This window comes from Zhongshania marina, from assembly GCF_002915595.1.
GTDB classification, from domain to species: Bacteria; Pseudomonadota; Gammaproteobacteria; order Pseudomonadales; family Spongiibacteraceae; genus Spongiibacter; species Spongiibacter marinus_B.
In genome coordinates, this window is record NZ_PQGG01000044.1 from 66,639 (window position 1) to 86,218 (window position 19,580).

Annotated in this window: 15 protein-coding genes and 1 pseudogene; 8 read left to right on the forward strand and 8 right to left on the reverse strand. The window is 49.8% G+C overall.

The window, feature by feature from the left end:
- The 8 genes from C0068_RS18830 to bioB form a co-directional block, all read right to left on the reverse strand.
- Positions 1-2,864: thrombospondin type 3 repeat-containing protein (locus C0068_RS18830; RefSeq protein ID WP_199176241.1), on the reverse strand; the 2,864-nt coding region annotated here is incomplete at its 3' end.
- Between the two features lie 28 nt (positions 2,865-2,892).
- Entirely contained in the window at positions 2,893-3,939 is a 1,047-nt protein-coding gene (locus C0068_RS18835; RefSeq protein ID WP_103686012.1) for an OmpA family protein, read from the reverse strand.
- A 311-nt stretch (positions 3,940-4,250) separates the two neighbouring features.
- A complete protein-coding gene (gene bioD, locus C0068_RS18840; RefSeq protein ID WP_103686013.1) occupies positions 4,251-4,940 on the reverse strand; it encodes a dethiobiotin synthase in 690 nt (229 codons plus the stop codon).
- Positions 4,941-4,977: 37 nt separating this feature from the next.
- Positions 4,978-7,095, reverse strand: coding sequence for a YjbH domain-containing protein (locus C0068_RS18845; protein WP_103686014.1), 2,118 nt, complete (start codon positions 7,093-7,095; stop codon positions 4,978-4,980).
- A 120-nt stretch (positions 7,096-7,215) separates the two neighbouring features.
- Positions 7,216-8,070, reverse strand: coding sequence for a hypothetical protein (locus tag C0068_RS18850; protein ID WP_103686015.1), 855 nt, complete (start codon positions 8,068-8,070; stop codon positions 7,216-7,218).
- A gap of 438 nt (positions 8,071-8,508) precedes the next feature.
- A complete protein-coding gene (bioC, locus tag C0068_RS18855; protein WP_103686016.1) occupies positions 8,509-10,089 on the reverse strand; it encodes a malonyl-ACP O-methyltransferase BioC in 1,581 nt (526 codons plus the stop codon).
- Entirely contained in the window at positions 10,086-11,276 is a 1,191-nt protein-coding gene (gene bioF, locus C0068_RS18860; RefSeq protein ID WP_103686017.1) for an 8-amino-7-oxononanoate synthase, read from the reverse strand. The genes bioC and bioF overlap by 4 nt, the downstream gene beginning before the upstream one ends.
- Positions 11,277-11,294: 18 nt before the next feature.
- Positions 11,295-12,353, reverse strand: coding sequence for a biotin synthase BioB (gene bioB / locus C0068_RS18865; RefSeq protein ID WP_103686018.1), 1,059 nt, complete (start codon positions 12,351-12,353; stop codon positions 11,295-11,297).
- 84 nt (positions 12,354-12,437) lie between these two features.
- Here bioB and C0068_RS19905 point away from each other — a divergent pair.
- The 8 genes and pseudogenes from C0068_RS19905 to C0068_RS18900 form a co-directional block, all read left to right on the forward strand.
- Positions 12,438-12,635 (forward strand): annotated as a pseudogene (locus C0068_RS19905) (double zinc ribbon domain-containing protein); the annotation flags it as partial.
- Positions 12,636-12,683: 48 nt separating this feature from the next.
- A complete protein-coding gene (locus C0068_RS18870; protein ID WP_103686019.1) occupies positions 12,684-13,157 on the forward strand; it encodes a ComF family protein in 474 nt (157 codons plus the stop codon).
- 66 nt (positions 13,158-13,223) lie between these two features.
- Positions 13,224-13,925: a molybdate ABC transporter permease subunit gene (modB, locus tag C0068_RS18875; RefSeq protein WP_103686020.1), complete on the forward strand. Its 702-nt coding sequence runs from the start codon at positions 13,224-13,226 to the stop codon at positions 13,923-13,925.
- Positions 13,922-15,019, forward strand: coding sequence for a molybdenum ABC transporter ATP-binding protein (gene modC / locus C0068_RS18880; RefSeq protein ID WP_103686021.1), 1,098 nt, complete (start codon positions 13,922-13,924; stop codon positions 15,017-15,019). Before modB ends, modC begins: the two co-directional genes overlap by 4 nt.
- Positions 15,016-16,005 carry a serine/threonine protein kinase gene (locus C0068_RS18885; protein ID WP_103686022.1) on the forward strand — a complete coding sequence of 330 codons (990 nt, stop codon included), beginning with the start codon at positions 15,016-15,018 and terminating at the stop codon, positions 16,003-16,005. The genes modC and C0068_RS18885 overlap by 4 nt, the downstream gene beginning before the upstream one ends.
- A gap of 272 nt (positions 16,006-16,277) precedes the next feature.
- The gene (locus C0068_RS18890) at positions 16,278-16,736 is read left to right on the forward strand and encodes a (2Fe-2S)-binding protein (protein ID WP_103686023.1); all 459 of its coding nucleotides are present in this window, start codon (positions 16,278-16,280) and stop codon (positions 16,734-16,736) included.
- Between the two features lie 11 nt (positions 16,737-16,747).
- Complete coding sequence (locus tag C0068_RS18895; protein ID WP_103686024.1) at positions 16,748-18,964, forward strand: xanthine dehydrogenase family protein molybdopterin-binding subunit; 2,217 nt, start codon at positions 16,748-16,750, stop codon at positions 18,962-18,964.
- A gap of 14 nt (positions 18,965-18,978) precedes the next feature.
- Complete coding sequence (locus C0068_RS18900) at positions 18,979-19,530, forward strand: hypothetical protein (protein ID WP_103686025.1); 552 nt, start codon at positions 18,979-18,981, stop codon at positions 19,528-19,530.
- Positions 19,531-19,580: the final 50 nt, after the last annotated feature.

Here is a 19,580-nt window from a genome sequence, read left to right on the forward strand (position 1 = left end):
AGCAACTCTTCTGGACCAGGGGTACCTTCACCACCGCCAGCCAGATCTGTGAGCAGTGCAATAAACTCCTCGGGGCTTGGCGTGCCTTCACCGCCACCGGCTAAGTCACCCAAAATGGCAAGCAACTCTTCTGGACCAGGGGCACCTTCACCACCGCCAGCCAAATCTGTGAGCAGCGCAATGAACTCCTCTGGACTTGGCGTGCCCTCCCCGCCCTCTGCCAACGACGCTAGCACGGCAATAAAGTCTTGAACTTGCTCGGGAGCACTCGCTGCCAGCATATCAAACACTGCTTGCAATTCCTCTGGATCACCACTTTGAAGGGCATCTACCAAAGCTTGCAGCTCCTCTGGCGTATTGTCAGCTAACTGAGACATCACATCGGCAATCGCGGCAGGGTCGGCAATTGCTCCAAATAAATCCTGAAGCTGCGCCGTTGGATCTACTGGGTCTTCAGGGTCTACTGGGACCGTAGGGTCTACTCCCTTCGGATATGCCGCAGTACAGGTTTCATACACTTTAACCGCTTCAGTTAAATCAACGGTTATAAGCTGCGCATCAATCACTAAGTCAATTCGGTCATAGTCATTTGGTGCGATAAAACCAATTAGATATTTCGCCTCATCATTCGACTGCGTTGGATCAGGGAAGCTAAACGCACCAGGATCGAAAAACGACGCAGGGTCTGCTGGATCAAATGCAGGGAACAAAGCATCGTTACTGTTGAACACGCCCTGACCAAGCAATGCAATCCCAGTATTTTGATCGATACCAGCACCACCATTTTGCGTATCGTTTAAGTAAGTTTTAACACTGATTCGACGTGCAATGCTAAGGTCAACAGTACTATTCGGAATGCTGATAATGAAGCCTGCAACCTGACCAGCAGGAATTACTTCAGGCATATCAACTTGTAAACTTTGCGAACCAGTAACACCGAGACCGCCATCCCCAAGCAATATTGCATCAAGTATACCCACGTCATAATTAACAATAGCGAACGAAGCAAAATCCAGATCTACAGCATTATCAGGCGAAATGACAGAACACCCGTCCAACAAAGGCGCGGTCAAATCAGTAATAGTACAAACTAAACCCGTTTCCTGAGCAGAAACTATAGAGCCCGCTGGAGCACCTGCTGTACATTCAAATGCATTTGCAATGGCATCTGGAGTACATGCCTCTGCACCACCTGGCAAAGGACATACGTCATCCTCATTACTGATACCATCACCATCTATATCATCATCACAAGCGTCACCCTTATTATCATCATCTAAATCAGCTTGATCAGTATTTGCAACACTCGGACAGTTATCCACATCGTCTAATACATTATCAGCATCATTATCAGCCTCACACGCATCGCCCACACCGTTATCGCCAGTATCCTTTTGGTCGAAGTTCGCTACCATTGGGCAATTGTCAACACCGTCAACTATACCGTCGCCGTCGTCGTCAACATCACACGCATCACCCTCTCCATCACCATCTGTATCAATTTGATTGGAATTTGATACCGCTGGACAATTATCAACCGGATCTACAACTCCGTCGCTATCAGAGTCATCGCAAACATCGCCAACATTGTCTCCATCTAAATCCTCTTGAGCTGGGTTAGGTGTATTCGGGCAGTTATCATTTACATCAGCAATCAAATCGCCATCTAAATCATCCTGACATGCATCGCCGAAACCATCACCATCAGCGTCTAGCTGATTTCCATTGGAAACGTCGGGGCAATTATCCGCGTCGTTTTCAATACTATCGCCATCCCTATCCGTATCACAAACATCGCCGAAACCATCTTCATCGTGGTCAGCTTGACCAATATTGGACGCCAAAGGACAATTATCGAATGCATCTATTACGCCATCCGCATCTGCGTCACCGCAGACATCACCCACACCATTATTATTGAAATCGGCTTGGTTAGGGTTAACGATAAACGGACAATTATCATCGTTATCCAATACGCCATCGTTGTCTGCATCTGTCTCACAAGCATCACCAGTACCATCATCATCTGTATCTAGTTGGTTCTGATTACTAACTAATGGACAGTTATCGGCACCATCTAATACATTGTCGTTATCGTCATCCGTATCGCAGGCATCACCCACACCGTCTTCATCAGTGTCTGTTTGACTTGGGTTTGATATAGTTGGGCAGTTATCTGATGCATCTGGAATACCATCGGTATCACTCCCCTCACAAACATCTCCAATGCCATTGGTATTGGCGTCAATCTGGTCTGAATTTGGCACGGTCGGACAGTTATCTACATTATTGAGTACGCCATCACCATCGATATCATCTTCACAAACATCGCCCACGTCATTCTCATCAGCATCTTCTTGACCCGGATTAGACACTAGCGAGCAATTATCTACGCTATCTATTTTACCGTCATTATCATCATCAATATCACATGCATCACCAGCCCCATCAAGATCGGTGTCACGCTGATCGGTGTTCGACACTACCGGGCAATTATCAACGTCATCAAAAATAGAGTCATTGTCACTATCGTCGCAAACGTCACCAGTATTATCGTCGTCACGATCACTTTGGTTAAAATTTGCAGTTAACGGACAATTATCTCCAGCATCCATAACGTTATCGTTATCGTCATCGCTATCGCAGGCATTGCCTTGCGAATCACCATCCGTATTTCGCTGATCAACATTCGATATGTCAATACAGTTATCAACAGTATCTGCGATACCATCACCATCGCTATCTTGGAAAGTGCTTGTATTTTCACCTCCAGATTTTCCGTCATTGGCTGACTTACACGCGGTCAACTGAAATGACGTGGCCGTCACTATTAGCAATGCCACAACTAACTTCTGCAAATGCATGTGGTGCTCCTTCAAACGATATTATTAATTACCGAGTAGTTAAACGAAACTCAACCCGTCGATTTGTTGCCCGCCCAGTAGGCGTATCATTGCTAGCTAGCGGTGATGCCTCGCCATAACCTCTCGCAACTAAGCGATTAGACGCGATGCCATTTTCCACTAAAAACTGCTTAACAGACGCCGCACGCTGCTGCGACAATTTTAGATTATAGGTATTTGAACCAACGCTGTCGGTATGCCCCGCAATTTCAATATTTACGTTATTTTGACTTTCTAAAAACGATACAGCCGACATCAACGTGTTCTTACCAACCGGAGTTAGTGTTGCAGAACCTGTCTCAAAAGTAATATTCGCTATATTGATTACTTGCTGCTCGATAACACAACCACGACCATCCACCCGTGCACCGGGCAGCGTATTCGGACACTCATCATACTGATCAACTACGCGATCACCATCAGAATCCTTTGGTTGAACTTGAACCTGCTTGTATACCACCTTTTCTACAACAACTTCTTTTTTCTCTTGAACTGTACCCAAAGCAATTTCTAGACCTAAACCAAAACGGATATCACTACGGCCGTCTAAATAATCGTCCTGTACATAACGTGCTTCACCACGATACCGCAACCATTGCAGATCAAAAATACGACCAACAAAACCTAGCCCTAGGTTCCAATAAAAAGAGTCTTCATCAAGCACATCTGGGACAACATCATTTTCAGCAACGCCTATACCCGCTAGTACGAACGGAGTAAATTGCTCTCTATTGCCGAATCCGTAATGAAGGTCTAGCCCGCCACCTGACTGATAAAAATCACTACCATTATTGTCGCCGGTCTCTAGGGTATTATCGAAATACACTCCCTCGACAAATAAACGCTCGTTTATCGGATAACCGAAGCCCAGCTGCCAGCCATTATTTGTCGACTCGACGTTACGCTCGGAATCCGTGTTGGTCATCGTGCCAAGAATATATATATGCGGATATACCTCGTCGGCGACACTTTGAAGAGGAGCTAAAACACTAACGCAAAGAAGACCAAACAACGCAAAACCACTTTTTTTGTGCATCCCTAACCCCGTTATTGTCGCAATTTCCTAGCTTATAAGTATTTATTATGTAGCTATTAGATCAGCATTTGCACTTTTAACCCGCATGCCGCGTAACCATAAGACCAGATTATTACGGAAATTTAACCTACTGTTAACATAAAACAACAAAATTACCGAATATTGCCACCAAATCCAGCTTTAAATCTAATAAAGCTCACTGCTCATCCATACAGATTGACGAAGGGGTCATAAAAAGCACAACTAATGCTAGTAGTTATATCATTAAACGCGAAATAGGAACGAATTTTCAGCTGCAATTCCGACACCCATCACAAATTAGTAATATCCAAGTGGGCGCCAACCGCCTCCAGCGTTAAATCAACGTCGGAGAAATGAGGCACGACACCGAGACAGGGCGCACCTAACATTGCCTTTAGCGCGCTAAGATTTTCATCAAAACATGACATTTGCGGGTCAATTTGATTGGCCACCCAAGCTGCGATACGCAAACCATCCGCTCGGATTGCATCAGCAGTTAACAATGCATGATTAATACACCCAAGCTTCATACCCACAACAAGAATTACCGGCGCTTGCAGTTCAACCGCCAAACCAGACAGTAATTCATGTCGATTTAAGGGGACCCGCCAGCCGCCGGCTCCTTCAATGAGTACTAAATCAGCCGCCTGCATCATGGCACCACGACATAGCCCCGCAAGCTGAGATACAGTTACTCTTTTACCTACCTGCTCAGCGGCGATATGAGGCGCTATTGGTGGCTCCAGTGGCACAGGATTGACCTGACTATACGGTAGTGTTTCCGTCATTGCCGCCATAAGCATAACGGCGTCTTGATTCCGCAAACCCTCGGCTGTGTTTTCAGCACCAGCTGCAACGGGCTTTATTGCAAGTGTTCGTAAGCCCCGCGCTTCTGCAGCTTTAAGTATGCCGCAGGCAACCAAGGTCTTGCCAACATCTGTATCCGTACCTGCAACAAAGAAATGTCGGCTACTTAACATAAAAGGGACCCACTAAACCTGTAATACCAATGTTTTGCTACTTAGCAGCGACACCAAACGTTTGCCATGCCTCACGCAAGCGCTCCTGGTTAGCGCGGATGTAAGCAGGACTTAAGCGATCACCATTAAAATAGCCATTGCGAAGATTGAAATATTCAGTTGGGATGATATTCGGGCCAAAAACTAGGCGGTTGCCCTGCTCACCCAGAATTGTATTCACATCATAGCGCCAGCTCGGGGAGCCCGTTAACTGAACACCAGCAACTCGACCAAAGTCTTTGCGCGGAGTAAGCGGTATCGTAAATCCAATACCCGCAAAGGCATCATCCTCTGACTTTTTATAAATAAGGTGTAAGCGTGTATCACCAATATGCTGGGTGAAGTCAATTTTATAGCCAGAGTCTTCATTGTAAAACTCACCGCCTGTTATATTCACTTCACTATTAGTACTTTGGAAAAAATATCGCCACGACGCTAAACGCGCGTTACGAGTTATACGAGGATCAAATTTGTCTTCAAAATCTGTCAAAATCACCCGAAAACGATTTCGCCCGTCTCCAGGCTCCCAACGACTTTCCAACGAGACCCCGTCATTAACCGAAAAAAATCGGCCGTACGAAATCATCGTTGTAAAACCTTGACCCAAGCGGAAAGTCTGGCTAATCACTCGATCTTTGACACCTTCTGGCACACGCTGCGCTCTAAACACACCACCGTAAATACCATCTCGGGTAAAATCTTCAGTCTCATACATCGACCAATCTTTTGTAATATTAAATGCTGCCCCCTGCCACAACGGAACAACAACATCAGCCCGAGCCGCTAGCGAATAATCAAAAACGCCGTACTCCGTTCCCAAGGTCGATGAAACAATTGGTTTTAACATTACCGTCGGGCGAAATGCCAGATACTCTTTTACATCTCTGAAAGTAGATTTAATAACACCATCGCCACTGCGACGACGCAATTTATTTGTCGGAGCCGCGATCATCACCGACTCAGGTAATCCACCGCCGCCATTCATATAGGCGTCCCAAGCACTCACCTCACCTCCGAGGCCAAACACAGGGATGCCGTATTTTTCCAGCTGCAAATAAAACCGATCGCCTTCAGGCAATATAGAAGCGGCAACACCAATCGCAACTGCCAAACCATCAATAGCGTTGCTATAACTCATATTCTCAAAGGCAATAACCCATTCTTTGCCGTAACGCTGTATACGTATCTTTTCTAAACTCACCGCAACGAGCTCGCGCTTTAACTGCGCCTCACTCTCTATTCGAGCACGTACTTTCGGATCGTTAATATTCGTATCTGGCGGGTACAGTAATGGATTTTTATCGAGCTCAGCATCCAAGCCGTACTGCTCTACTACAACATCTGCACCCCGCTCTTTATATGCCACACGCGGTTGCTTCGAAGGCAATACACGCTGATATTTTTGGCCAAGCGGGACCTTTAAATTAAACCCGTACCAATCATCCCGGCCGTCGGCACCCTCTTCACCTGAAAGCATCCACATCATCGATGCCTTCCAGCCCTGGGGCAGCAAATTACTCGGCGTCGACAGTCTAATTCCCGAGTTTTGCGAGTGGCCGTCATCTTCAATAAGAACACTCAACCAATCGGTAGCTACGTACTCAATACCGCCAAAAACACCATCTAAACGCAAGGTCTGCCCTGCACGACCATCATACTGCCCGAAACCCAATGTCGAACGGAATTTGCCATACTGCCACGTAGTTACTGCGTACTTTGTATCGTATTCATTGACTGAACCACCAAAATCCTGCTCACCTATGGCAAACGACAAACCATGCAGCAGCTCCCAAGGCAATTGCAATTTCACATTAAAGGATAAATCTGAGCCACCTGTTGTCGTTCGACCGGTTACATTTCGCCCAGCAATCTCGACATGCGGGAATATACCTGCACCGATATTAATATCATTACCGCGGTCATTTAAAAGACGGTTTCTTGAAAAACGCCCGTCAATTTGAGCATCCCAAGCAACAGTTGCGCTACCGTACTCCAATACAGATGCGTCCGGCACATTGAGTAAGCCGCTCATACCCTGCATGTTCATACCTCCCTGCGCCTGTACCACCGCAGGAAGCGCAAACACTAAGATCGAAGCAAAAATATCCTTTTTCAATGAACACCTCTCTTTATTATGTCGGCTTTAGGCATAAGTATATGAGTCTATTATATACGCATAAAAAAAGGGCGACTGCTTAGCCGCCCTTTTCAAATTATACTACTGAAAAAATTAATTTCAGCCGCCAGTAGCCGTACCACCAGTACCGGTAGGAGTAGGCTTAACCGCTGCGCCACCGTCACCAGTAGTGCCTGTCACAGTGAAACCTTTGTCAGCAGCAAACGATGCCGCGCTACTACCTAAATCACTTACAGTATCAGCATCAATCGGATCACCGTTAGCAACATCTTCAGCCAAAAGAGCACCTAATTCTGCAGGAGAGATACCTTTATCTTTCGCTACCTGAGCTAAACCAGCGAGGTATGAAGCATAAACACCGGCTGGCGTATTAGGTACAACTGTATCGCCCGCGGTAACAGGAGTAGGCGCAGCCAAGAGATTTACGCCGCCACCACCTGTACCCAATTCTGGCGCAAGAACACGCACAATCTCGTCAAGAGATGCAAGTGCTGTTTCAACCGTTTTATCACCAGCAGGAAGACTATTATACAATTCAACGGCCAAATCCGTCAGCGTTGTAACCGCAACGTTACCACCGACATTATTAAAGGTAGCCAAATCAGGCACTATAGACTTAATAACGCTCTCATTGGTTTTCGCCGGATCATCTGGGTTAGCTTCGTCAAAGTAGGTACCGTCTGTACAAGATACTATTAACGGGAAATCGCTACCTACTGTTTCAATAGTGATTGAAACGCTACCGTCGGCACCTGTCGTCACAGTTTCTAAAGTGCTACCCGCAGCATTAGTAATGTCGCATGTTGCTCCTGATAGCGCACCCAGCGCAGCAGTCAGGCTGCCATTTGTTACTGTAGGTGAATCCTTGTCTGCTGAGCTATCACTGCCACAGCCAACCATAACACTTGCTGACAATAAACCTGCCACAAGCAACTTACTATTAAACATATTCATATTAAACTCCAATTCCATTTCATAGACAGATTATCGCCAACTTCAGCAGCAAGAGCCACCCACACCTGCAAGTGGAAGCATAAAAGACCTACGCCCAACATTCAATCGTAAACAAGCCCACTAAACCTTTTATCAGGTATATATGGGACTAATTCCCACCCAAACTTATACAATATTAGTTGAATACTCTTTCAAACAGACTATCACCACCTTGAGTAGCTGTAATAATACCTGCAATTAATGGCACATTTATGAAGCCATTAGTTATTTTAAACCAAGCAAAAGACGCGCCAGGCCGCAAAATCGATCTGCGCTACGAACTATAATAAAAAGTAAGGTCAATCACCCCAACAATAAGCAAAAACCGGAAAACACCTCACTCAATTCGCACCAAATAGATGCCCAAACCTCCCGAGCGCCCCAAAATTAAGCACCCGATCACCGTTTCACACACCGCAAATACCAAACCTGATAAGTCGCTGGCAATAGACCATTCTGCCCTCTAAATTTCTCATAGACGCTGGCTAAGGCTTTGATGCGCGCGCGACTAGTCAATCCATTTGGACGGCCACTATTAACATTATGCGCCCCAATATTCTTTAGCTCTCGCGTCAAGCCAGACAGCTGTTCGTATTCCATTAACTCGATGTGCTCCTGCCACTCTTCGACACGGAGACCTGCCTTCTGAATAGCCAACTGGATTTCAGCTCGCTCTGAAAACTCATTCACGTGGGCGTAGGCATCCACCTGCCGCCACGACTCACGCAACTCATACAATGTGTCCGGCCCAAGGGTCGCAATAACGGCCGAGCCACCCGGCTTTAATACGCGCTCAATTTCCGCGTATACCGCCGGCAGGTTTTCACACCATTGCAGGGCAAGGCTAGAAAAGATTAGTCCAATACTATTATCTGCCAAAGGCAGATCCTCTGCATCGCCGCACAGCCAGCCATCAACTGTATCTAGATGATGTTCTTTTGCATAAATAAGCATACCGGGCGCGAGGTCCGCTGCAAGCAATTCGCCCTCACCAAGGTATTCTCGCAAAGCAGGTAGGCTATAGCCCGTCCCACACCCCAAATCCATTAATGGCGCATTTTTTGTCTGTGACAACAGGCTTATCAAGCGATCTGCTATGCGGCGCTGAAGCATTGCCGCGCCATCATAGCTCGCCGCTGCTCGGCTAAAAGAGCGACCAATATCTGCTTTATCAAGATGATGAAGCTTGTCCTCCCTGAGCATTTCTTTTAAGCGAGCAAACGCAAGCACTAGCGAAACAAACTCGTCGGGTGAGGACAAAAAGGGTAAATGACCGCAGCCCGCCATAATACTGTATTCATGATCGGGATATTGTGCTGCAAACATTGCGGCAGTAGCACTCGGCACAAGAGCATCCTCGGCGCCAAAAACATGCATTACTGGGCACTTTAAATTAGATAGCACTGAACGATTATCCATACTTTGTAGGCAATGCAGACCTTCAGCAAGCGCAGAATCATTCAATGGTAATTTTTGATTGCGCAACAGCGCTTGCACCGAATCCGCACGCTCATCGCCATGTAGTTGCAACAAGTTAAAACGACGTAAACCTTTGGCCGTGCTTTTTTCAAGCGCAGCCTGAAAGGTGAAAAAATCTGCTGCTGGCATTGCCGCCGACCATGCCTCATCTGCTACAAAGATTGCATTGCTGGCCACGGTCACTAAAGCGCGCACTCGCTCTGGGTGGTTTGCCGCAATCAAGGTGGCCAACATGCCCCCCAATGACCAGCCACAATAAATCGCAGATTCAGGGAGTATCGGCAAAAGCTGCTTAATTACCAGAGCCGGATCGCGGTGAAACTCGCAGGCAGCGCTGCGGCCAAAACCTGGCAGGTCTACTAAAGTGACGTGAAAGTGACGGCGTAATGCCGGCACCGAGCTTCGCCAAATTTCGGAATCACTCGCCCAGCCGTGAAGTAGCACCAACTCAGCAGCGCCACTGGCATATGAGGCAAGGCGCTCACGGTAAACTGCCGTCATGATACTCGGGGCGCCACACGCAAAGCCGCGGGAACCACTTTATTTAAGGCGTCAAGCAAGCGGTCGATATCGGCTTCAGAATGAGCCGCCGACAGGGTAATTCTAAGCCGAGATTGACCAGCGGCGACGGTAGGTGGGCGAATAGCAGACACCAAAACTCCCTCGGCCTCCAAGCCCTTACTAATCGCTATTGCTTGGAATTCCTCACCCACAAGCAATGGCTGAATGGCGGTTTCTGAATCCATCATTGGCAAAGCGAGCCCCGCTGCGCCGTCGCGAAAGTGCTTAATCAAGCGCTGCAAATGTTCGCGACGCCATGACTCGCTCTGTAAAATGTCTAAACTTGCCAAACTTGCAGCAGCCACGGCCGGCGGCATAGCGGTGGTGTAAATATAAGGACGAGCAAATTGAATCAAGCTCTCAATCAGCACTTCACTGCCCGCCACAAAGGCGCCGAAGCTACCAATCCCCTTACCTAAGGTGCCCATCAATACCGGCAACTGATCTTGATCCAAACCGAATAATTCACTGCTGCCCGCGCCAGCCTTGCCCAAAACACCAAAGCCATGAGCGTCGTCTGCCATTAAATAGGCATTGTAGCGCTTTGCCAAAGCGGCTAACTCCGGCAGCGGTGCAATATCGCCGTCCATGCTAAAAACCGCATCTACCACGATCAACCTCAAACCCTCGAGCGGCAGCTTTTTGAGGCGGCGCTCAAGGTCATCTAAATCATTGTGTTGAAAGCGCTGGAATCTGGCTCCACTCAACAGACCAGCGTCGAGCAATGAGGCGTGGTTTAGACGATCTTCAAGAATATGATCACCCTTACCCATCAATGCGGTAACGGCTCCAAGATTGGCCATATAGCCAGTAGAAAATAATAGAGCGCGATCTCGCCCTGTAATGTCTGCAAGGCGCTCTTCTAATTGATGATGCAGGCTTGAATGCCCGCAAACCAAATGTGACGCCCCGCCGCCAACACCGTATGTTGCGGCAGCATTTTGCATGGCGGAAACAAGCTTGGGGTGATTGGCTAAGCCAAGATAGTCGTTGCTGCAGAACTGCAAAAATTCGCGCCCATCGACAACAATCCTCGCGCCCTGCGCCGAGTCCAACACACGACGGCTACGATAGCGGGATTGCTCATGGCGCTCTGCCAGCCTTCGCTGCAGGGCCTCGGTCAACATAATTATCTCGACAGCGGGTTAGGCTGTAGCGTCATAGAAAAAGCGATCGTTTTGAGCTTGCTCTACGGCACCCAATAAAGCCTCGCTTTGCGCGTCGTCATCGTGCTCTACATGACGCTCTTCAGGCTTTATTCCTAGGCGCCCAAACAATTCCAAATCTTTATTCGCTTTGGGGTTTGGCGTAGTAAGCAGCTTTTCACCATAGAAAATGGAATTAGCACCCGCGAAATAGGCCAGTGCGTGCATTTCTTCATTCATAGATTCACGGCCTGCAGATAAACGGACGTGAGACTTCGGCATCATGATCCGCGCAACCGCAATCGTGCGAATAAAATCAAAGGGATCCAAGTCGGCGACATCAGCCATCGGCGTACCTTCAACTTTCACCAACATATTGATCGGCACGCTCTCAGGCTGCACAGGTAAATTGGCAAGCTGCATCAACAAGCCGGCGCGATCTTTGATCGACTCCCCCATACCAACAATACCGCCGCTACACACTTTAATACCGGCATCACGAACATTTGACAGAGTACCCAAGCGATCTTGATAAGTACGGGTGGTAATGATCTCACCATAATATTCCGGCGAGGTATCTAGATTGTGGTTGTAATAATCTAAGCCGGCCTCAGCAAGCTCAGCGGCCTGCTCGCCGGTTAACATACCCAAGGTCATGCAGGTTTCTAAGCCCATTTCCTTCACGCCACGAACCATCGCCGTCACGTAGGGCATGTCTTTCTTTTTTGGTGAGCGCCAGGCGGCGCCCATGCAAAAACGAGTTGTACCAGAGGCCTTGGCAGCACGCGCCTCGGCTAGTACTTTCTGGACCTCCATCAGTTTTTCTTTTTCCAGCCCCGTGTCATAGCGGTTGCTTTGCGGGCAATACTTGCAATCTTCTGGGCAGGCACCGGTTTTTATCGACAACAGCGTGCTGACTTGAACCGCATTTGGATCAAAATTTGCGCGGTGCACTGTTTGCGCCTGAAACAACAAATCGTTAAACGGCTGTGCAAATAAAGCCTGCACCTCTGCACTAGTCCAATCGTTACGAATTGTCGTTAAAGCGGCGTTAGTCATGATAAAGTCCGGCGTAAAGTTTGTGTCATTTCAATGTGACAATGATAAAGGCTTATCGCAAGCTGTCAACCAGCAAGGATGCTCATGGTTAACAGATTTCACATCTCGAGAATAAAAAACCTCAGTTATCGGCTGATACAGGGCCGCTGCATCTTGTGCCAAAGCCCCAGCAGACGGGACATAGACCTCTGCAGCCCCTGTGAATCCGAGCTTCCTTGGCTCACTACTTGCTGCAACTGCTGCGCTCTACCACTACCAGCAAAGTCCAGGCAAAATCGCTGCGGACGGTGTTTACGCAAGGCACCCGACTTCCATCAGTGCATCGCCGCATTGCGTTACGACTTTCCTGTAGACCGCCTAATTGCCGGCTTTAAGCACCAAAAGAAGCTCCATTACGGCGCCGTATTAAGCAAACTCTGGCTAGGTCGCTGCGCGGATCAGCTAGGCCCACTCCCCGATGCACTAATACCTGTACCAATACACTGGCGACGGCGCCTACAACGCGGCTTCAATCAGTCGATAGTACTTGCAAATGACCTAGGAAATGCCCTCAACATTCCCGTATACCATGCAGTCAAACACCCCCGCGCCACGCACTCCCAACAGGGCTTGAACGCCGCTGCACGCCGTAAAAATCTGCATCATGCCTTTGCTTTTTTACCAAGCGCAGATGTTAAAAATAAGCACCTCGCCGTGATCGACGATGTTGTAACAACAACCGCGACAGCCAATACTATGGCCGCTATACTGGCGCGCAACGGCGCTGCCCGTGTTGATATTTGGTGCCTAGCACGCACCCCCTAACACCAAATTATAGGAGGAGTTATTTATGTTTCACATTCACACCTCCTCAACGCAGCGAGTCATAACGTGAGTCAAAATGACTGGCTCGCAATAGTCTTAACCCTCAAGCTAGCGGGCCTAAGCACCCTTATACTATTAGCAATCGGCACGCCCCTAGCGTGGTGGCTAGCCAATACCCGTATTCGCTTCAAACCCATCTTAGAGGCGACCATTGCTCTGCCATTGGTGCTGCCCCCAACCGTGCTTGGCTTCTACCTGCTGATCGCCTTTGCGCCAAATTCAGCAATTGCGCAACTCTGGCAATACCTAACAGGCGATACCTTAGCCTTTAGTTTTAGCGCCCTCGTCATCGCCTCGGTCATTTACTCGCTGCCCTTTGTGGTGCAACCCCTACAAAGCGGTTTTCAGCAACTACCCAAACCTTTTTTGGAAACCGCCGCCAGCCTTGGCTCCGGCCCTATCGACCGTTTTTTTAGCGTTATTTTGCCGCTGTGTCGCAGTAATTTTTTAGTTGCCAGCACACTCGGCTTTGCCCACACCGTCGGTGAATTTGGCGTGGTCTTAATGATTGGCGGCAATATTCCGGGGCAAACCCAGGTGATTTCTATCGCCCTTTATGAGCGCGTGGAATCTCTGCAATACGACACCGCTCACTGGTTGGCTGGCGGCCTTATCCTGTTTTCTTTGCTGGTACTCAGCCTCGTCTATCTCTTCAACGGCTACCGCGGGCTTACTGCACCGTCGAACAATGGCGAGGCCAGCAAATGAGCCTCCTGCTATCTTTGCATTTACAACGCGGTGAATTCTGCCTCGATATTGACACCGCTATACCCTCCACCGGTATCACCGCTATTTGCGGCCCCAGCGGCAGTGGTAAAACCAGCTTGCTCCGCTGTATAGCCGGTCTCGATACCGCGCCAAGTGGCATGGTGCAGTTTGCAGGACAAGACTGGCAAACTGAACGCAGCATACTTAAAACTGAGCAGCGCGGCATTGGTCTCGTTTTCCAAGATGCCCAGCTATTTCCACACCTTAGCGTGATGGGAAACCTCGACTACGCTCGTAAACGCCAATTCAAAAAAGAAGGGCCGTCCAACGAGGAAGTGTGTGACTGGCTGCAAATCACGCCATTGCTAAACCGCCGTGTGGACAAACTTTCTGGCGGCGAACGCAAACGCGTCGCCATCGCCCGCGCGCTGCTTCGGCACCCGCAATTATTGCTCATGGACGAACCGCTTTCTGGACTCCACGACAGTGCCCGTGAACACATGCTCGATGTATTACAAGGCCTACCCAAGCACCTCGACATTCCCGTTTTATATGTCAGCCACAGCTTTCACGAAATCAGCCGGCTAGCCGATCACGTTATATTGATAGAAAAAGGTCAGCTAATTGCGGAAGGCGACCTGATTAGCCTAAGCACCCGCCTCGACCTGCCCCTAAGTCATCAGCAGGGTGCCGGCGCAGTGCTTAGCGCGCAGCTATGCGACCATGATTTAGATTACGGACTCAGCACCCTAGATGTGGACGCCGACCATCAACTCACCGTCAACTACCTTAGCGCCGAGCCGGGGCAGGCTTTGCGCTTATTCGTGGCTGCGCGGGACGTGAGCATTAGCCTAGATGCGCCACAGCACAGCAGCATCATGAATATTTTGCCCTGCACTATCGACACCATTGAAAGCCACTCAGCGAGGTCAACAAACGCTCAGCTTACTATTCGCCTGCGCTTAAATGAGCAGTTTTTATTGGCGCGCATTACTCACAAATCCTGCGACCGACTGCAACTTCGCGAAGGCCAACAGGTTTTTGCTCAGATTAAAACGGTCGCCCTTATTAACGAATACGGGCTGGCACAATGACAACAACTGAACAAACTGACTTCGCCAACCTCAATCCAGATCGCGTCATTGATGCGGTAGAAAGCCTAGGCTATGTGAGCGACCTAAGGGTATTTGCCCTAAACAGCTACGAAAATCGGGTTTATCAATTTGGATTAGAAGACCAAGAGCCCGTGGTGGTGAAATTCTATCGCCCAGAACGCTGGAGCGATGAGCAAATACTAGAAGAACACCGCTTTACTCAACAGCTAGCTGACACCGATATTCCGGTTATTCCCCCTTGGCAGAACGACGCGGGAGACAGCCTTTTCCATTTTGAAGGCTACCGATTTTCAATCTACCCCCGGCGTGGCGGTCATGCACCGGCATTAGACGACATGGACAACCTCTTTCAACTCGGCCGCCTTTTTGGCCGCCTGCACCTTGTCGGCGCTAGCGCTGCCTACCAGTTTCGACCCAAATTAGATGTTGTCAGCTTTGGCGACGACAGCCGCCGAGACATATTAGCGGAGGTAATTCCAAGCAGCCTAAGAGAGTCTTACGCGAGCCTCAGCGAAGACCTCCTGCGACTGGTTAAACAACGCTTCGACGAAATTGCCCCAACTTACATCCGCTGCCACGGTGACGGTCACGTCGGCAATATACTGTCTCGGAATGACGAAACCTGGCTAGTAGACTTTGACGACAGCCGCATGGCACCAGCGATTCAAGATTTGTGGATGTTTTTGTCCGGCGAACACGACAATCAGCAGCGCGCGATAATGGAGCTAATTGAAGGCTACCAAGAATTTTATGATTTCGACCCCCGCGAACTAGGACTCATCGAAGCCCTGCGCAGCCTGCGTATTATGCACCACGCAGCGTGGCTCGCTAGGCGCTGGCAAGACCCCGCCTTTCCCAAGGCCTTTCCCTGGTTTAATACCGAGCGTTACTGGGGCGAGCATATTTTGCAATTGCGCGAACAACTCTCCCTTATTCAAGAGCCGCCCCTGCGCATGCCCTACTAGGACTGCGCCTATCTCCGATAGATGATCCATAAGCAGTGTTTACACGTATTACATCAACTGCTATTTTGCGAGCATTATAAGCAAGGCTAAGCCTTCGAACTGCGCGTATATCCACTAAACTCTATAAATAGTCCGTTTTCAGAGCCTAGCAGCGCGCTTTTCGTGAACAAGCCCTGAGTTAAAATACAAAATAAGCCCGTGTAAACCTGAACCAGGCTCACACAGCACCGAAGCAAATAAGAAGCTGCTCACATCAGAGCACAGGAGAAACTATGTTCACCATCCGCGTAAACGGTATTGCTCACACCGTCGATGTCAGCGAGGACAAACCGCTGCTATGGGTTTTGCGTGAAAACCTCAAACTTACCGGATCGAAATACGGCTGCGGGCAAGCCTTGTGCGGAGCTTGCACGGTACATATAGATGGCCAACCCACCCGTTCCTGCGTTATGCCCATCAGCGCTGTTGGCGACAAACAGGTTCGCACCATTGAAGATATCGGCAACGAACACATCGGTGGCTTAGTCCAGGCCACATGGCAGGAGCTAAATGTACCCCAGTGCGGCTACTGCCAATCAGGCCAGATAATGGCGGCAACAGCATTATTAAAAGATAACTCCTCGCCAAGTGACCAAGACATCGATAAGGCGCTTTCTGGCAATATTTGCCGCTGTGGCACCTACCCCCGAATACGCAAGGCCATTCACAAAATTGCCACTGAACAGCTATAAGGGCCGCCGCTATGTCAAAGTTAACAATGCTATCTCGCCGTAACTTCATTCGCGTCAGCGTCATGGCCGGCGGCGGCTTACTGGTCGCCTGCGGTGGTGGCTCAAGCTCATCTAACAACAATACCGGCACACCACCAAATAACGGTGGCGAGCCAACAAGTCCCGCCGAAGCATTTCAGGTCGGCGAATTTATGCGCATCAGCACTGACAACAAGATCACCATTCTTGTTGGTGCGGCGGAAATTGGTCAAGGTGCACTCACCGCAATTCCGATGATTGTCGCGGAGGAGCTAGACGCCGACTGGAGCCAAGTTAGCGGAGAACTGTCACCCGTTGCCGCGAATTTCAACAACCCCTATTTTCAGAACCTACTCCAATTCACCGTCGCTAGCTCCGCCATTCGCGGTTATTTTGAGGGACAGCGCAGTGTTGGCGCCGCGGTTCGGCAAATGTTGGTCAGTGCCGCCGCAAAGCGCTGGGGAGTAGACCCATCATCCCTGCGCACCGAGTCCAGCTATGTTATAGACGACATCGGCGGACGCCGCGCCAGCTATGGCGAACTCTCTAGCGAAGCAGCCCAAGAGCGCGTCCCTAGCAATCCGAGTTTAAAGAACCCCGCAGACTATCGAATCATTGGCTCCTCGCCACAAAGACTAGATGCCGCTGCCAAAACCGATGGCAGCTTCCAATACGGTATCGACGTCGACATTCCCGGCATGCTTACCGCCGTTATTGCGCGACCACCACGATTTAACGGCCAAGCGCTGAATGTTGACGACAATGCCGCACTTGCCGTTCCTGGGGTACGCGGTGTTTACACTATTTTGGGTGGCGTTGCCGTTGTCGCCGATGATTTTTGGGCCGCCGACAAAGGCCGCAAAGCCCTACAAATTCAATGGAATGAGTTACTGGCTGGGCGCACCGATTCCGACACCCAGCGCGATGCTTACAACTTTAGGCTAAACCTTCCCGGCGTTCCCATTAGAAGCGACGGCTTGGTATTGCTCGCACAAACACTGGCCAGCGAAACCGTTAGTGCAGACTACTATTTTCCCTTTATGGCCCACGCCGCTATGGAGCCATTAAATGTCGTGGTCGATTACGACGGCAGTAGCGCCGAGATTTGGACGGGCACCCAGTCGGCAACCCTCGATAAAATTTTTGCGGGGCTGATACTCGGGCTGCTGCCAAACCAAATCACCTTCCACGCAATGCCCGCTGGCGGCGGCTTTGGCCGCAGAGGCAACCCCTTAGCGGATTATGTCCGCGATGCCTGCGGCGTTGCTAAACAATTACGCCAACCCGTCAAAGTTGTTTGGACAAGAGAAGACGATATGAAGGGCGGCTATTATCGCCCCGCCGCCGCCGTCAGGGTCTCGGCATCAATCGATAGCGCGAATAATATTTCCGCGTGGACCCATCGCTCGGTCACCCAAGATGTTACGGCACTGCTGTACGCCGAAAATCTTTTGGATAGTCTGGCGGACTTTACCCTGCCCCCACTAAAAGAGCTGACGGACTTTGAAACCGGCATGCCCTATAAAATCGACAATGTATTGATGGACGCGCACCTCACGGTCAACCTCAATATGCCGGCGTTGTGGATGCGCTCAGTAAACAAGTTCTCTGACGTTTTCGCGCAGGAAACCTTTATCGATGAACTCGCCCTCAAGGTAAACAAGAATCCCTACAGCTTCCGGCGCGACCTGCTCTCAGAAAAACCCCGCCACAGAGCGGTATTAGACGCCGTAGCAGACGCAGCCAACTGGGGTTTTCCAGTCAGCGGCAGAAGCCAAGGCATTGCTGTGATGGGCCACTGGAATAGCTTTGTCGCCCAAGTGGTAGAAGTGTCGGTGTCGGCCAATCGCGAGCTAACCGTACATCGTGTCGTCAGCGCAGTGGATTGCGGCACAGCGGTGAACCCAGACCTCGTCATCGCGCAGGTAGAGTCCGCCGTTGTCTTCGCACTCTCCAGCATTCTATTCGGAGAAATCCTGCTCGAAGATGGCGTTGTGCAACAAAGTAACTTTGACGATTACCCGGTACTTCGTATGCACCAAACCCCGACTATCGAAACCGTCATCGTAAACAGCGGCGAGCCCGTAGGTGGTGTCGGTGAACTCGGGGTTCCCTGTGTAGGACCCGCCCTCGCCAACGCCATATTCGGCGCCATTGGCGAGCGTATCCGCGAACTGCCGCTGACCCGCAGCAATTTCAAAATTGCCTAATCAGGGACTTAATCATGACCAATTCAATGACACGCACAGCTCGCCTGATATTCACACTGACATTGTTGGGAACCTCTACCCTGCTCGGTCACAGTGCGCTCGCTCAATCGCCGCTATTCCAGCCACTGTATGAAGTGCTAAGCCATCCGCGCTGTATGAACTGCCACACCATTACCGATTTCCCACGCCAAGGCGATGAGCGCCGCCGTCACGACCAATTAGTGGTTAGAGGGGCAGACAATCACGGCGCACCAACACTGCAGTGCTCAGCCTGCCACCAAGACAACAATGTGGCCGATGGCGCGGTACCAGGCGCACCCCACTGGGGGCTAGCACCGCTGAGCATGGGCTGGGAGGGTTTAAGCGCCAGCCAACTTTGTCAGGTACTCAAAGATAAGAGCAAGAATGGCGATCGCAGCCTTGCTGACCTTTTAAAACATATGAGCGAAGACGATTTAGTCCTGTGGGCTTGGACGCCCGGCGGCAACCGCACCACACCGCCACTGAGCCAGCCGGCTTTTGTTGAGGCAGTACAGGCGTGGGTAAATGCTGGAGGGCCGTGCTAAGGAGGGCAGGCAAACCACCTAGACCACAGGTGGTTTGCGCTTTTTAACTA

What these genes read in the sequence shown, in the direction of transcription:
- C0068_RS18835 (WP_103686012.1), bottom strand. Translation starts at nt 3,939, where the DNA reads ATGCACAAAAAAAGTGGTTTTGCGTTGTTTGGTCTTCTTTGCGTTAGT.
- bioD (WP_103686013.1), bottom strand. Translation starts at nt 4,940, where the DNA reads ATGTTAAGTAGCCGACATTTCTTTGTTGCAGGTACGGATACAGATGTT.
- C0068_RS18850 (WP_103686015.1), bottom strand. Translation starts at nt 8,070, where the DNA reads ATGAATATGTTTAATAGTAAGTTGCTTGTGGCAGGTTTATTGTCAGCA.
- bioC (WP_103686016.1), bottom strand. Translation starts at nt 10,089, where the DNA reads ATGACGGCAGTTTACCGTGAGCGCCTTGCCTCATATGCCAGTGGCGCT.
- bioF (WP_103686017.1), bottom strand. Translation starts at nt 11,276, where the DNA reads ATGTTGACCGAGGCCCTGCAGCGAAGGCTGGCAGAGCGCCATGAGCAA.
- bioB (WP_103686018.1), bottom strand. Translation starts at nt 12,353, where the DNA reads ATGACTAACGCCGCTTTAACGACAATTCGTAACGATTGGACTAGTGCA.
- modC (WP_103686021.1), top strand. Translation starts at nt 13,922, where the DNA reads ATGAGCCTCCTGCTATCTTTGCATTTACAACGCGGTGAATTCTGCCTC.
- C0068_RS18885 (WP_103686022.1), top strand. Translation starts at nt 15,016, where the DNA reads ATGACAACAACTGAACAAACTGACTTCGCCAACCTCAATCCAGATCGC.
- C0068_RS18890 (WP_103686023.1), top strand. Translation starts at nt 16,278, where the DNA reads ATGTTCACCATCCGCGTAAACGGTATTGCTCACACCGTCGATGTCAGC.
- C0068_RS18895 (WP_103686024.1), top strand. Translation starts at nt 16,748, where the DNA reads ATGTCAAAGTTAACAATGCTATCTCGCCGTAACTTCATTCGCGTCAGC.
- C0068_RS18900 (WP_103686025.1), top strand. Translation starts at nt 18,979, where the DNA reads ATGACCAATTCAATGACACGCACAGCTCGCCTGATATTCACACTGACA.